This is a genomic window from Mesorhizobium sp. URHB0026 (assembly GCF_054059755.1).
Window position 1 is genome coordinate 5,092,127 of sequence record NZ_JBSSCN010000001.1, and the last position, 14,700, is coordinate 5,106,826.

Annotated in this window: 13 protein-coding genes; 8 read left to right on the top strand and 5 right to left on the bottom strand. The window is 62.7% G+C overall.

The window, feature by feature from the left end; all coding sequences use genetic code 11:
• Nucleotides 1-351: 351 nt before the first annotated feature.
• The gene (locus ACVWWD_RS25060) at nucleotides 352-1,650 is read left to right on the top strand and encodes a DUF3419 family protein (protein WP_352553247.1); all 1,299 of its coding nucleotides are present in this window, start codon (nucleotides 352-354) and stop codon (nucleotides 1,648-1,650) included.
• Nucleotides 1,647-2,330, top strand: a complete 684-nt coding sequence (locus tag ACVWWD_RS25065; protein ID WP_023782717.1) for a class I SAM-dependent methyltransferase — start codon at nucleotides 1,647-1,649, stop codon at nucleotides 2,328-2,330. The genes ACVWWD_RS25060 and ACVWWD_RS25065 overlap by 4 nt, the downstream gene beginning before the upstream one ends.
• Nucleotides 2,331-2,766: 436 nt before the next feature.
• Here ACVWWD_RS25065 and ACVWWD_RS25070 read toward each other — a convergent pair whose 3' ends face one another.
• A complete protein-coding gene (locus tag ACVWWD_RS25070; RefSeq protein ID WP_352553249.1) occupies nucleotides 2,767-4,146 on the bottom strand; it encodes a serine hydrolase domain-containing protein in 1,380 nt (459 codons plus the stop codon).
• 286 nt (nucleotides 4,147-4,432) lie between these two features.
• Here ACVWWD_RS25070 and ACVWWD_RS25075 point away from each other — a divergent pair, with 286 nt between their 5' ends.
• Nucleotides 4,433-5,233 carry a glycoside hydrolase family 25 protein gene (locus ACVWWD_RS25075; RefSeq protein ID WP_352553251.1) on the top strand — a complete coding sequence of 267 codons (801 nt, stop codon included), beginning with the start codon at nucleotides 4,433-4,435 and terminating at the stop codon, nucleotides 5,231-5,233.
• Between the two features lie 641 nt (nucleotides 5,234-5,874).
• Nucleotides 5,875-7,053, top strand: a complete 1,179-nt coding sequence (locus ACVWWD_RS25080) for a lytic murein transglycosylase (RefSeq protein WP_023769643.1) — start codon at nucleotides 5,875-5,877, stop codon at nucleotides 7,051-7,053.
• A 33-nt stretch (nucleotides 7,054-7,086) separates the two neighbouring features.
• Here the strand turns inward: ACVWWD_RS25080 and ACVWWD_RS25085 are convergent, their stop codons facing one another.
• Nucleotides 7,087-7,989, bottom strand: coding sequence for a LysR family transcriptional regulator (locus ACVWWD_RS25085; RefSeq protein ID WP_352547850.1), 903 nt, complete (start codon nucleotides 7,987-7,989; stop codon nucleotides 7,087-7,089).
• A 118-nt stretch (nucleotides 7,990-8,107) separates the two neighbouring features.
• Between ACVWWD_RS25085 and ACVWWD_RS25090 the strand changes: the two genes are divergently transcribed.
• Nucleotides 8,108-8,839, top strand: coding sequence for an SDR family oxidoreductase (locus ACVWWD_RS25090; protein ID WP_023792219.1), 732 nt, complete (start codon nucleotides 8,108-8,110; stop codon nucleotides 8,837-8,839).
• On the opposite strand, the gene ACVWWD_RS25095 is transcribed toward ACVWWD_RS25090, so the two are convergent.
• Nucleotides 8,836-10,056 carry an alanine racemase gene (locus tag ACVWWD_RS25095; protein WP_023769640.1) on the bottom strand — a complete coding sequence of 407 codons (1,221 nt, stop codon included), beginning with the start codon at nucleotides 10,054-10,056 and terminating at the stop codon, nucleotides 8,836-8,838. The two genes, ACVWWD_RS25090 and ACVWWD_RS25095, sit on opposite strands and share 4 nt — an antisense overlap.
• Before the next feature lie 307 nt (nucleotides 10,057-10,363).
• Here ACVWWD_RS25095 and ACVWWD_RS25100 point away from each other — a divergent pair, with 307 nt between their 5' ends.
• A complete protein-coding gene (locus tag ACVWWD_RS25100; protein WP_352547853.1) occupies nucleotides 10,364-11,281 on the top strand; it encodes a DMT family transporter in 918 nt (305 codons plus the stop codon).
• Between the two features lie 434 nt (nucleotides 11,282-11,715).
• Here ACVWWD_RS25100 and metF read toward each other — a convergent pair whose 3' ends face one another.
• Both metF and ACVWWD_RS25110 read right to left on the bottom strand, forming a co-directional pair.
• The gene (gene metF / locus ACVWWD_RS25105; protein WP_352547855.1) at nucleotides 11,716-12,627 is read right to left on the bottom strand and encodes a methylenetetrahydrofolate reductase [NAD(P)H]; all 912 of its coding nucleotides are present in this window, start codon (nucleotides 12,625-12,627) and stop codon (nucleotides 11,716-11,718) included.
• Nucleotides 12,627-13,649: an ArsR/SmtB family transcription factor gene (locus tag ACVWWD_RS25110; RefSeq protein WP_015317182.1), complete on the bottom strand. Its 1,023-nt coding sequence runs from the start codon at nucleotides 13,647-13,649 to the stop codon at nucleotides 12,627-12,629. The genes metF and ACVWWD_RS25110 overlap by 1 nt, the downstream gene beginning before the upstream one ends.
• 175 nt (nucleotides 13,650-13,824) lie before the next feature.
• On the opposite strand from ACVWWD_RS25110, the gene tsaA reads away from it, so the two are divergent.
• Both tsaA and ACVWWD_RS25120 read left to right on the top strand, forming a co-directional pair.
• Nucleotides 13,825-14,349 (top strand): tRNA (N6-threonylcarbamoyladenosine(37)-N6)-methyltransferase TrmO, encoded by a 525-nt coding sequence (gene tsaA / locus ACVWWD_RS25115; protein ID WP_352547858.1) that lies wholly within the window; start codon nucleotides 13,825-13,827, stop codon nucleotides 14,347-14,349.
• The gene (locus ACVWWD_RS25120; protein WP_015317180.1) at nucleotides 14,346-14,660 is read left to right on the top strand and encodes a DUF2293 domain-containing protein; all 315 of its coding nucleotides are present in this window, start codon (nucleotides 14,346-14,348) and stop codon (nucleotides 14,658-14,660) included. Before tsaA ends, ACVWWD_RS25120 begins: the two co-directional genes overlap by 4 nt.
• The last annotated feature ends 40 nt before the right edge of the window (nucleotides 14,661-14,700 follow it).

Here is a 14,700-nt window from a genome sequence, read left to right on the forward strand (position 1 = left end):
TTCCGACTGGCGAACCTTACAGGGAATCGGGCAGGACCGTGGCGATCGCCTGGTGTGAGCGCTTTCGGAAAGAACTCGCCTACCGGTTCGTAAAGGCTGGCCGATCTATGAGCGTGCGGGCGGAGGCGGCCGCATACTCTTCTACATGATACATGTCTCGGATCATCGAGAGGCCCCGGCGCCCATGGGACGAGCATACCGAAACATCGTTCAACCGCTAGAGTCAGAGAAGCAGTTGCGATGGAATTTGGAGCTGAAACTGGTGCCAAGTGAAGTTGCGCGGAGGTGCCAAATGATTTTGCGCGCTACACAACTGTAAGGGCGACGTCAACAGGCTGTCACCGGCCTGTCATGACCCTGGGTTACCCGCTTGCGGCAAAGCAAATGGGGAATCACTTTGCCATGACGGACGTCTCCTCGGATCTGGTTTTTCGCCGTGGCAAGGAAGTTGGAAAAGCGGTCTACCAGAACCGCGCGCTTTCGAAAGCCGGCATCTCGGAGCGGCTGTTCGCCTTCCTGTTTTCCGGCCTCGTTTATCCACAGATCTGGGAAGACCCTGACGTCGACATGGACGCAATGCAGCTTGGCCAAGGTCATCGCGTCGTCACCATCGCTTCCGGCGGCTGCAACATCCTGGCCTACCTTACCCGCTCGCCGGCACGGATCGACGCCGTCGACCTCAACGCCGCCCACATCGCGCTGAACCGGATGAAGCTGGAGGCGGTCCGCCATCTGCCTTCGCAGGGCGACCTCTTTCGTTTCTTCGGCGCCGCCGACACAAGCCACAATTCCGAGGCCTACGACCGCTTCATCGCGCCGCATCTCGATCCGGTCAGCCGCCACTATTGGGAACATCGCAACTGGCGCGGCCACCGGCGCATTGGCGTTTTCGACCGCAATTTCTACCAGACCGGCCTGCTTGGCCTGTTCATCGCCATGGGCCATCGCACGGCGAAGTTCTTCGGCGTCAACCCGGCCCGAATGATGGAAGCCAGAAATATCGGCGAACAGCGCCGCTTCTTCAACGAGGAACTGGCGCCAGTCTTCGAGAGGAAGCTGCTGAAATGGGCAACGTCGCGCAAGGCTTCGCTGTTCGGCCTCGGCATTCCGCCGGCGCAGTATGATTCGCTGATCACCTCCGGCGACGGCACCATGGCCAGCGTGCTGAAGGCCCGGCTGGAAAAGCTTGCCTGCGACTTCCCCTTGGAAAACAACTATTTCGCCTGGCAGGCCTTTGCTCGCCGCTACCCGGAACCAGGCGAGGCCGCCCTGCCCGCCTATCTGGAAAAGCACAACTACGACACCATCCGCGGCAATATCGACCGCGTCGCCATCCATCACGCCAACCTGATCGAATTCCTCGCTGGCAAGGATGCCGGCGCCGTCGACCGCTTCATCCTGCTCGACGCGCAGGACTGGATGACCGATGACCAGCTCAATGCACTGTGGTCGGAGATCACCCGCACCGCTTCGGCCGGCGCCCGTGTCATCTTCCGCACCGCCGCCGAGCCCAGCCTGCTGCCGGGCCGTGTCTCGACCTCTTTGCTCGACCAGTGGACCTATGAGAGTGATGCCTCGCGCGAATTCTCGGCCCGCGACCGCTCCGCCATCTATGGCGGCTTCCACCTCTATGTGAAGTGCGCGGCATGAGCACGACCGAGCTGCCGGCCAGCCCCGAATTCCAGGCCAACCATGCCGAACTGATGGACGGCGTCTATCGCTGGCAGCGCCACATCTACGACCTGACCCGCAAATACTATCTGCTTGGCCGCGACCGATTGATCGAGGGGCTGGACGTGCCACCCGGCGGCACCGTGCTGGAGCTCGGCTGCGGCACCGGCCGCAATATCATCCTCGCCGCCCGCGCCTATCCAGAAGGTCGCTTCTTCGGCCTCGATATTTCGGCCGAAATGCTGGAGACGGCAGGCGCCGCGGTTGCCCGCGATGGCCTGTCCGATCGCGTAGCGCTGGCAAGAGGTGATGCCACGGATTTCAACGCCAAAGCGCTGTTTGGCCAAGGCAGCTTCGACCGCATCTTCGTATCCTATTCGCTGTCGATGATCCCGGGCTGGGAGAAGACCGTATCGGCAGCACTTGCCGCGCTGGCCCCCATGGGCTCGCTGCACCTCGTCGATTTCGGCCAGCAGGAAGGTCTGCCAGGCTGGTTCCGCACCTTGCTGCGCGGCTGGCTGAAAAAATTCCACGTCGCGCCGCGCTCAACCCTGCGCGAAGTTCTTGAATCAGAATCGCGGCGAACCGGCGCAACCTTCCGTTTTCGTACGCTTTATCGCGGCTATGCCTGGCTGGCCGTGATCAAACCTGGCCTTTGACGGCCAGACACTCAGGAAAGCTGCTCAGCGGTTTTCCCGCCGCAATTTTACCGGTCAGGGCCAATCGACGCAACGGATGAAAGCCGGTATATTAGCGGTCTCTATTTTCTCTCAAGGAGGAGAGCATGAGTGCGCGGGGAATGCTTTCATTGGTTGCTTGCACGGTCTTCTTGAGCTCGTCCGCAATGAGCAATGCAAGCCTGGATATGCCAATCAGGTTTAGCGTTCCGCACCCTGGCAATACTGAAAGACAAAGCCAGCCGGCGAACCGATACCTTCAGACCGCGCAGCAGGATGTCTGCTGCCCGGGTGGTTATCCCTGGTATCGCAATTCAACAAATACCTGTTACGGGAACTACGAAGACTGCCACGATACCGATGGCGGAGGCTGGTCTTGCAGGCAGGTCAACGCCTGCTAGGGTCATAAGCGATTGGGCTAATGCAGCGCCTTCACCAGCGCACCCACCATCGTCTGCGGACGGTAGCCGAACTTGGCCGGCGTTAGCCCGAGCCGCACCACCACCAATTGCTCAGACGGAATAACGGCGACGGTCTGTCCGTCATGGCCCTCCATCCAATAAGTGTCCTTCGGCAGCCCGGCCGCGACGCCGGCGCCGGGATTTTCCTCGTCGCCCGGCGCTTCGATCCATAACTGGCCCTTGCCGTAGACTTTCGAGGAGGATGCCGGCTCGCGCATCCAGTCGACGAAGCCCACCGGCAGGATTTGGTTGCCGTTCCATATACCGCCCTGCAGCAGGAACTGGCCGAAGCGGGCCCAGTCATGCGCCGTGGCGTAGAGATAGGACGAGCCGACGAAAGTGCCCTGCTCGTCGGTCTCGAGCACCGCGCTATGCATGCCGAGTGGATCGAACAGCGCCATGCGCGGCCACATCAATGCCTTGGCCCTGTCGCCGATCGCGTCCTGCCAGAGGCGCGACAGCATCACCGCCGTGCCACTTGAATAGGAAAACGTCTTGCCGACCTCGCCGGTGAGGGGTTTGGTTGCGGCAAAGCCCGCCATGTCCGGTTCGAGATAGAGCATGCGCGTCACATCGGCGACGTCACCATAGTCTTCGTTGAACTCCAGCCCGCTCGACATCGCCATCATGTCGGCAAGGCTGATCGCGGCGCGGCCGTCGGCCTTCCATGGCGTGAACAGGCCCTTGTTGTCGACCGCCATCTTGCCGTCCTTGACCAGCGTGCCGACGATGGCGGCGTTGACGGTCTTGGTCATCGACCAGCCGAGCAGCGGCGTCTTTTCGGAGAAGCCGTCGCCATAGCGCTCAGCGACGACCCGTCCGTTCTTGACCACCACGACCGCGCGCACGCCGGTGCCGGTCATCGCGGCGTCCCCGACAATCTTCGAGACCTCGGGATTCTGCGAGGCATCGACCCGCTCGCCCTCGGGCCACAGCGCGTCCTGACTGGTCGGCGATGGCGGGGCATGGATTGCCGTGCGCCGCGCCTTGCCGACATCGCCGTCGGGAACCGAGGCGCAGCCCAGCCCGTCGCGGGCAACCGCCTCGCTCTTGCCGAGGAAGCCGAGCAGGCCGGCCGAAACCGTCCCCCGGTTCTTGTCGACCGAGACCCGCATCAAGCGCAGCAGCGGGTGGCCCGGCGCCTGCACATCGAGGGCCAGCACCTTGTTGGCGTCGCGGCCGGCGATGAAGACGTTGGAGCAGACGATCTTGGCCGAATAGCCCGAGCCGACGCGGATCAGTTCCGGCGGCGCGATATAGAGCCAGGCAAACAGCGCGGCGATTGCAAGCACGATCAAGCCAAGAAGCCATTTGACGACCTTGACGACGAACCGCATCCATTGCCTCCCAGGCATTCGCCTGACGTTTATGTCATCGAATTGCCGCCATTGCTTCCGCAAAATCTCGCCTCTTGTCGAGCGCCATAAACCAGATATCAACCATGATCGGCGATCACAGGGATGCATGTCGTCCAAAAGTGCGCAGCGGTTTTGGGACACGACATGCATGAAGAACGATATGCCAGGCGATGCGTGGGGCGATCGACTGGAGGGGGCCAGACCAACTTCGGCCATCAGTGCACAGACCCATCAGCGACCGGCTGATTCCGGCTTGGAAGTTGCGATGCGCCGTCTTGCGGCCCTTTTCATGCTGACGCTGCTCGGCGCCTGCTCGACCGTGGACGATCTCTCGCCGCTGTCGCCGTCCGCGTCGAGAAGTCCGACGGTGGCCGTACGCGCGCCGCGCTTTGCCGATTCAAAGCCGCATGAGTGGGACAGCGGTGCGCCATGGAACTATGCCGTCCATGGTACCGACGTTTCCAAATACCAGACCTCGGTCGATTGGCCGACGGCCAAGGCCAGCGGCATCTCCTTCGCCTTCATCAAGGCAACGGAAGGCGGCGACCGTTTCGATGAGTATTTCAGCGAGCACTGGGCGCGCACGAAAGCCAACGGGATTCCACGCGCGGCCTATCATTTCTTCTATTTCTGCACTCCGGCGGCCGTCCAGGCGCGCTGGTTCATCCAGAATGTCCCCGTCGACCACTCCGCCATGCCTCCGGTCCTCGACATGGAATGGAACCCGAACTCGCCGACCTGCCGGCTGCGCCCCGACGCCGCCACGGTGCGCGCGGAGATGACGACCTTCCTCGAAATCGTCGAGCGGCATTACGGCAAGAAGCCGATCATCTACACCTCGGTCGACTTCTTCGACGACAATGAACTGTCGACCTTCCGCGGCTATCCCTACTGGCTGCGTTCCGTCGCCGGGCACCCGCGCGAGAAATATGGCAGCCACCCCTTCACCTTCTGGCAGTACACCGGAACCGGCATCGTTCCCGGCATGACCGGCAAGTCCGACATCAACGTCTTCAACGGCTCGGAATCCGCCTGGAACAAGTGGCTGCGGCAGAACGCGCATTGACGCAGTGGCAACGGCAGCGAAGCCGCGGGAATCGTGGTTGCCGCAGATCACCCGTTGACACAGTGACAACGGCAGCGAAGCCGCGGGAATCGTGGTTGCGGCAGATCACCCGTTGACACCGTGACAACGGCAGCGAAGCCGCACGAATGGTGGTTGCGGCAGATCACCCGTTGACACCGTGACGACGGCAGCGAAGCCGCACGAATGGTGGTTGCGGCAGATCACCCGTTGACACCGTGACAACGGCAGCGAAGCCGCACGAATGGTGGTTGCGGCAGATCACCCGTTGACACCGTGACAACGGCAGCGAAGCCGCACGAATGGTGGTTGCGGCAGATCACCCGTTGACACCGTGACAACGGCAGCGAAGCCGCACGAATGGTGGTTGCGGCAGATCACCCGTTGACACCGTGACAACGGCAGCGAAGCCACACGAATGGTGGTTGCGGCAGATCACCCGTTGACACCGTGACAACGGCAGCGAAGCCACACGAATGGTGGTTGCGGCAGATCACCCGTTGACACCGGGCCTGCCGCCTGCTTTCGACACAGCCAGCGCTAAAGAGTGCAACCGCTGGTAATTCAGGGCGTTGCGCTTTCAGCCAGGCATGACAATGCCCTCTCGTTTCGAAAGGAAGCTGATGCGACTGCGTTCCCAAGCCCTCGCGGCGCTGTTCTTGTGCGCCACGGCCTTGCCGGCGATGGCGCAGGAATGCGGCGGCGATTTCGAAAGCTGGAAGCAGGGTGTGGCGACGGAAGCCAAGGCTGCCGGTGTCGGCGCGGTCGGTCTTGATGCGCTGGAGGACGCCCGGATCGACGAGAGGGCTCTGGCGCGCGACCGTGCGCAGGGCGTCTTCACGCAAACATTCGTCCAGTTTTCCAACCGCATGATCTCGGCTTACCGGCTGAAGCAAGGTGCGGCGAACATGAAGAAATACGCCGACATCTTCGCCCGCGCCGACCAGCAGTTCGGCGTCCAGGCCCCGGTTATCACCGCCTTCTGGGCGCTTGAAACGGATTTCGGCGCCGTGCAGGGCGATTTCCACACGCTGAGCGCATTGGTGACGATGTCGCATGACTGCCGCCGCCCGCAGCTTTTCCGCCAGCAATTGGTGCCGCTCCTGGAACTGATCGATCGCGGCGTGCTGCCGGCCGACGTCACCGGCGCCTGGGCCGGCGAGATCGGCCAGACGCAGATCCTGCCATCCGACTATCTTGCGCGCGGCATCGATGGCGACGGCGACGGCAAGATCGATCTGCGCGGCTCCGTGCCCGACGTGATCATGACCACGGGCAACAAGGTGCTGTCGCGCGGCTGGAAACGGGACGAACCCTGGATCCAGGAAGTGCGCGTGCCCGAAGAGATGCCGTGGGACCAGACCGGGCGCACCAACAAGCTGCCGCTGACGCAGTGGGCGCAATGGGGCGTCACCAACCCCGACGGCTCGCCGCTGGCCGACAAGGGGCTGAAAGCCGGCCTGGCGCTGCCCATGGGCCGCAAGGGCCCGGCCTTCCTCACCTACGAGAATTTCGACGTCTATCTCGAATGGAACCAGTCCTTCACCTACGCGCTGACCGCGGCCAATCTCGCCGCGCGCCTGGCGGGCGCGCCGCCGCTCGATCCGCGCAATCCCGAGCCCGGCCTCAACAATGAGCAAATGAAAGAACTGCAGACCAAGCTCGAGGCCAGGGGCTACGACGTCGGCACGGTCGACGGCATCTTGGGCACCAACACCCGTGAAGCGATCCGCAAGGAACAGATGCGGCTTGGCCTGCCGGTGGATGGTTGGCCGACGCCGGAGCTGTTGGGAAAATTGTGAGCGAACAGTGAAGGCCGCGAGAGCCTCGTACTGCTACTCGCCACTCCGCCTCTCCCGCACAAAATCAATGAACGCCCTCAGGGCTGGCGGCACATGCCGCACGCTCGGATGGTATAGATAGAAGCCGGGGAAGCTGGGTGACCAAGCTTCCAGAAACCGGACCAGCCGGCCGTTTTCGATCCAGGGCTGAACCTGATAGTCGATCATGTAGGCGATACCGGCACCGCCCAGCACCGCGTTCAGCAGCAAGTCGGTGTCGTTAACGGTCAGCTTGCCTTCGACCGCGATTTCCAGCGCCCGTTTGCCCCGCGCGAACTCCCATCGGTAGATGTTGCCGCCGCCTGGCCATTGGAAATTGATGCAGCGATGCTGGTGCAGATCGCCGGGATGACGCGGCGTGTGGCGTCCCGCGAGATACGCGGGAGCGGCCACCGCGGCCATTTGCAGATCCCCGCTCAGCTTCACCGCCACCATGTCTTTTTCCAGCCGCTCGCCGAGCCGAATTCCGGCGTCAAAACGCCCTTCGACAATGTCCGTCAGCATGTCGTCGATGATCACTGTCAGGCCGATATCGGGATAGGCGCGCTGGAAATCGCCCAGGATCGGCGCGATGAACCGCATGGCGGCCACGCGCGGCACGTTGACGCGCAGCGAACCGGCCGGCTGGTCGCGCGCAGCATGAATATCGGCGACCGCGCCTTCCAGTTCCCTGAAAACAGGACCAAGCCGCGTGAACAGCGTGTCGCCAGCCGCGGTCGGCGATACGCTGCGTGTCGTGCGATTGAGCAGGCGGACACCGAGACGTGCCTCCAGCTGCCGGATTGTCTGGCTGAGAGCCGGCGGCGAAATCCTGAGCTTGGCGGAAGCCCGGATGAAGCTGCCCTCCTCCACGATCGTCGCGAAAGCCTTGAGTTCAGAAAATTCGGACCCGCGCATTGTGTATCCCAGGATTAACAGGCAAGTCAGATAATAGCCCATTATATGATCAATAGCTTCGGCCTATTTTCGACCAAGCCGCGTCGCGCGGTCAACGAACGGCCGAAAGGAATTGATCATGTCTCATTCGCTTCAGGGCAAAACCGCGATCGTCACCGGCAGCTCGCGCGGCATCGGCCGCGCCATTGCCGAAGGGCTCGCGGCCGACGGCGCCGCGGTCGTCGTCAACTATGTCGGCAATGCCAAGGCCGCTGACGACGTTGTGGCGGCCATCGTGAGCAAGGGTGGCAAGGCGATCGCCATCCGGGCGGACATTTCAAATGTTTCCGACATCCGCCGTTTGTTCGACGAAGCAGAAAGCCAGTTTGGCGACCTCAACATCGTCGTCGCCAATGTCGGCGTCGCTGTGATCAAACCGCTGGTCGAGGCCAGCGAAGCCGATTTCGACCTTGTCTTCGGCACCAACGCCAGAGGCACTTTCTTTACGCTTCAGGAGGCCGCTCGCCGCGTGCGTGACGGCGGCCGCATCATCGCGGTCTCCACTGGCGGAACGAAGATGTTTTTCACGCAGACCGCGCTCTATCTCGGCAGCAAGGGCGCGGTGGAACAATTCGTGCGCGTTCTGTCGCGCGAGCTCGGGCCACGCGGCGTCACCGTCAACGCGCTGTCGCCAGGCTTCACCGACACCGACCTTCTGCCGGAGCGCGACCGCGCCGTGGCGGCCGGCATGTCGCCCTTCGGCAGGATCGGTGCGCCGCGCGATGTCGCCGACGTTGCCGTTTTCCTGGCCAGCGACGAGGCCCGTTGGCTGACCGGCGAGAACATCCAGGCCGGCGGTGGCGTTGCCTAATCCGCCATCGTCTCCAGGCTGGCGAATCCCACCGGCGCGTCGCCCTCATCGAAAGGCGTCGTCACCTCGACGAAGGTGTCGGGATAGAAGCCGTTGAAGCGGGTTCTCAGCGACAGTGAATAAGCGCCTATATGGCCGATTTCGATCCAGTCGCCGGTGTCGACGGTTTCCGGCAGCCAGAACGGCCGCGACAGGATGTCGACGGAATCGCAGGTCGCCCCGCACACCTTGAACGGTACGATCTTGTTCTCGTCGCCGTTGCGCGTGCGGATTGCCGGATCGGGGATAAACCGCGCCGGCAGCGTGATCTTGCCGGTCCACGAATCCGACAGAGACGCCCAGATACCGTCATTGATGTAGAGCCGCTTGCCCTTGCGCAACAGCACGCGCACGATCAGCGACAGGCAGCGCGCCACGATCACCCGGCCCGGCTCGGCCACCAGCGGCATCTGGTCGAACTGATATTCCTTCAAGTCGCCGGAGAGCCGCGACATGATCTGGCCGAGCGACGGCATCTCGATCTGCTTGCGGTTGGGATCATGTCCGTATTCGGCCGGAAAGCCGCCGCCGACATCGAGCCCGGCAATGTCGAAGGTCAGCCGGTTGCGCACCCAGTCGGCCGAGGCAAGCGCCCGCTCATAGGTGTCGGGATCCTCGATCTGGCTGCCGACATGGAAACACAGGCCGACCTTATAGCCGGTGCGGTTCAGTCGCTCGGCGAGTTCGACCGCATAGGCAGGCCCAGCGCCGAATTTTTTGGACAGCTCGTAGGCGGCATGGCCCTTTGTCTGCACACGCACGAAGACGCTGACCGCGCCCGGGTCGATATCGAGCGCCCGCACCACACGGGTCAGCTTGGTGATCTCGTCCTCATGGTCGAGCGAGATGACGCGAATGCCGTATTTCTCCAAAGCCAGCTTGATGTCCGACTGCGCCTTGACCGGATGCATGTAGAGCATCTCCGCATCGGGCGAAACGGCGCGCACGGCGGCGAACTCGCCTGGTGAAGCGACGTCGAAGGCGGTGACGCCGGCCTCGACCAGCGTCTTCAGCACGATCTGCTCGCCATTGGTCTTGACCGCGTAGGCGGTCTTGCCGGGGAACATGCCCATGAACTGCTTCGCATCCGCCTTCAAGACCTGCGGGCGGAAGCAGTAGACCGGGTCATCCGGACGAAGCGCCAGTGCCGCCTCGCTTGCGTTCTCGAATCGCTGCATGGACGAATCCTCGACTTCAGCTCGCACAATTAATCCACGCTAGCGGCTAGCGCATGACCCCGAAAGTTAATTTCGACTTGCGGAAGGATCATGCGCCAGGAATGAACCTCGCAGCGTCCTTTGCGCGTCTCTGGAGACGCGCGGCGCTGCAAGGAAACAATTCTGCGTCTCGTGCTCCTGACTGCACGGCACCTGGCCTTTGCCGAAAGGCTTGGCAGCCGGTCGGGTTTCGGGTGGCCCTTGCCGCCGGACCCGATATGGCTTCTGCCTGACAGCTTGCATTCGGGCCGTCTGGGGGAGGATTCATATGGCAGGGAGCGCTGCATCTGCATCACGCGGACCGATGACGATCAGGGACTGGGGGCAGTTGCTGCTGCTCGGCGCCATCTGGGGCGGCTCGTTCTTCTTCGCCCGCATCGCGGTGGCGGAGCTTCAACCGCTGGTGCTGGTGCTGTTTCGCGTCGCCATCGCAGCGGTCGCGCTGCAGCTCTATCTCGGCTTGCGCGGACCGTCCTTTCGTCTCGCTCTGCCGCATGCCGGGCTGTTCTTCCTGCTGGCCTTCACCAACAATGTCGTCCCCTTCTCGTTGATCTTTGCCGGTCAAACCCAATTGGGCGCCGGTGTCGCTTCCGTCCTCAACGCCACGACGCCTTTCTGGACGCTGATTTTGGCCAACGCGCTGACATCAGATGAAAAGCTGTCCTGGAACAAGCTCGCCGGCGTCGGGCTCGGTGTCGCCGGCACGGCCGTGATGATCGGTCCCGGCCTGCTGGCGGGGCTCGGCGGCCCTGTCTGGGCCAAATTCGCGCTGATCGGCGCCTCGCTGTCCTATGGTATCGCGCTGATGGTCGCGCGCCGTTTCAAGGGCGTGCCCTCGTCGGTCGTCGCCACCGGGCAATTGACGGCTTCGACCATCATCATGATCCCGATCGTGCTCTTCGCCCATGGCCCGGCCGGCCTGTTCTCCGCCTCGCCGCCGGTGTGGGCGGCAGTGCTGGCGCTGGCGCTTCTGTCGACGGCCTTCGCTTACATCCTCTACTTCAACCTCGTCGCCTCGGCCGGGGCCACCAACGCCTCGCTGGTCACGGTGATCGTGCCGGCCAGTGCCATGCTGCTCGGCTTTCTTTTCCTGGGCGAGCGGCTGGAATTGTTCGAGATCGGCGGTGTGGTGCTGATCGGACTTGGTCTTCTGACAATCGACGGGCGAGTGTTCGGACGGCGTTAAAATTCGGCATGTGCAATCGCGAAAGTCGAACACGACTTTCGCGGGGGTAGCGCTGCCATGACACAGCATCGACACGCCACCGCCATAATTTATTCACAGGCATGAAGCGGGTTTTTGCCAAGGAGTTTCAACGGCTAACGGCGAAACCGAAGTTGCAAAATCCACAATCACGTCGCAATGCAGCACATTTTCCGCTTGCCTGTGGCACAAATGAACCTAGACTCCAGGACATAGCTCTTTAAGAGGAGGCTATGTCATGGGACTTACGAGGCCAATCAACGCATTGATGATTTGTGCTGCGTTTGCTTTCATCGGCGCCCTCATTATGGGCGTCCTTCCCTGAACCCGCCAAGACGGGGAAGACCAGCACCAAATAGTCCAACCGATTCGAAAGGCCGGGTTTTTACCCGGCCTTTTGCTTACCTGACTGGCCCTCAGGCAGCAGCGGAGCCCGCCACCTCATGCGAGCGGATGCCGATCATATGACAGACGGCGAACACCAGATCGGCCCGGTTCATTGTGTAGAAGTGGAAATCGCCCACGCCGCGCTCGACCAGGTCCAGAACCTGCTCGGCGGCCACGGCGGATGCCACAAGGGCGTGCGTTTGAGGATCGTTCTGCAGGCCGTCGAAACGCTCGGCCAGCCATGCCGGCACCAGCGCGCCGCAGCGGGCCGAGAAATTGGCGACCTGGGTAAAATTATGCACCGGCAAGATGCCGGGAACGATCGGGATGTAGATGCCAGCGCGGCGCGCGCGCTCGACGTAACGCTCGTAGAGATCGTTGTCGAAAAAGAACTGGGTGATTGCCCGCGTCGCACCATTGTCGACCTTGCGCTTCAGCATGTCGATATCGGTGGCGAAGTCAGGGCTTTCCGGATGCTTTTCCGGATAGGCCGAAACCGAAATGTCGAAATCGCCGGCGTCCTTCAGCGCCCCGACCAGCTCGGCGCCGTTGGCGTAGCCGTCCGGATGCGGCCGGTAGGCAGCGCCGACGCCTTCCGCCGGATCGCCGCGCAAGGCGACGAAGCGCTTCACGCCCATGTCGGTGAATTCCTGGATGACGGCGTCGACCTGATGGCGAGCCGCATCGACGCAAGTCATGTGCGCGGCCGGCGTCAGGCTGGTTTCCTTCAGGATGCGGCCGATGGTGCGCGCCGTGCGCTCACGCGTCGAACCGCCGGCGCCATAGGTCACCGAGACGAATTTCGGGTGCAGCGGCTCGAGCCTTGTGACCGTATCCCACAGTCTTGCCTCCATCTCGTCGTTCTTCGGCGGGAAGAACTCGAACGAAACCCTGACCTTGTCGCCGATATCGGGCCGGCGGGAAAAACGAAACTGGTTCATCAGGCGATTTCCCCTATCGAGCTCACTCTGGTCTGCTGGCTGGCATTGGCGGGATCGGCGATCAGCAGGCGCCGGTCGCGGCCAAGCCAGAGCTTGACGGTGAGCCTGGCCTCGTTGCCGCCGCGCGGTTCGAACTCCTGGGCATCCTCGAGATCGAGGCCGGCTTCGGAGAACCACTCTCCGATCTGCCGGTCGGAAAAGCCCAGCCGCATATGCGCATGCTCATCGCGCAGGAATTCCAGTGTGTGCGGCGCGAAATCGACGATGACGAGACGGCCGGCCGGGCGAAGCAGCCGCGCCGCCTCATGGATGGCGCGGGCCGGATCGTCGAGATAGTGCAGCACCTGGTGGATGGTGACAAGATCGAAGGCATCGCGCTCGACCGGCGGCGAGAAGATATCGCCCTGCCGCACCTGCGCATTCGAAACGCCGGCCTTGTCGAGATTGGCCCGCGCCACGGTCAGCATCTCTCGCGACATGTCGATGCCGATCCCCCGCCTGTAGAGCGGCGAGAAGATTTCGAGCAGCCGCCCGGTGCCGGTGCCAAGATCGAGCATGGATTGGAACGGCCGCTTGCCGACCAGCTTCAGCATCGCGGCCTCTACGGCACGGTCGGGCACATGCAGCGAGCGGATATGATCCCAACTTGCGGCGTTCTGCGAAAAATACGCGGTGGCGCGGTCCTGGCGCTTGCGCTTGACGGATGTCAGTCGCTCCAGATCGCGCTCGACCTGCGGGTCGGCGCCGCGAATGCCGGCAACCAGCCTCATCACGAAGTCTCGCGCCGAGTCGGCGTCCGACAGGCGGAAGAACGCCCACGATCCTTCCTGGTAGCGGCCGATCAGCCCCGCCTCGAGCAGCAGCTTCAGGTGGCGCGAGACACGCGGCTGCGACTGGCCGAGAATTTCGGTAAGGTCGGAAACGGTGAGGTCGCCACGCGACAACAGTGCCAATATGCGCAGGCGGCTGGATTCGGCCGCCGCTTTCAATGTATCCACCATGGTGTCGAGCGAGACATGCATCAGCGTATTCTCTTCGAAAAAGATATAAACATATGTTTATGTCGAATTTGGCGACCTTGCAAGCGCTATGTCGCTTCCGGACCAGAAAATGCCGCATGCGTGATTTCCCGGTCCGGGTCAGCCCGGAACGTCTAGCGGTTTGAGACAATGGCATGCACCAGCACAGAGACAGGCAATGACCGGACCGCGTGAGATGTTCGAGGTACGCGAAGGCGAGCAGAGACTGGACCACGATCCGGCCTTGATGCCGCCGGACGCCGGCATCGTCTTCATCGGCCGTATTGCCTCGCCGTGGACCACCCGGGATAGTTGCCCGAAGAACATGCGCGCGGCGCGCGAGGCGGGACAGCCCGCGGTGCTGACCATCGATGCGCCCTATCGTGCGGGCCTGCGCGGGCTGGAGCGCGCCAGCCACGTCGTGATCCTGTCCTGGCTGCATCATGCGCTGCGGAATCTGATCGTGCAAAAACCCCGCCATGCTACTGAATCGAAAGGCGTATTCGGCCTGCGCTCCCCTGCCCGGCCGAACCCGGTCGGCCTGCACGTGACCAAACTCGTCGGATTGGACATTGGCATCGGGCGCATCGACCTCGACGCCATCGACGTGCTCGACGGCACGCCGGTCATCGACATCAAGCCGTATTTCGCCTCGACCGATGCCATTGCCGAGGCAACCGTTGAAGGGCGTGACGGGCGATGACGGCACCAACCGGCCGTCGCCGCGCTATCGCCAAGGCTTTGACAGCACTTCTGCCGCTGGCCCCTTATGCCGACATGGAGAAGATCCGCACCGATGCCGGCTCGGTCCACATGAAAACCTTGCCGCCGACGATCGCCGTCTGGCTGGCGACGATCGCCCACATCCGCCACATGCACACCGATTACGAAAAGCTGCTGGCCGAGGGCTATGACCGCGACTCCGCCCGGTTCTTCGTCATCGAGCAAACCAACATCATGCTCACGCGCTGGCGCGCCACGCGCCTGCTCGACGCCGATGACGAGGAGGAATGAGGCCACTGCCGGGCAGATGGCGCTCTGCTGCCGGATCTTC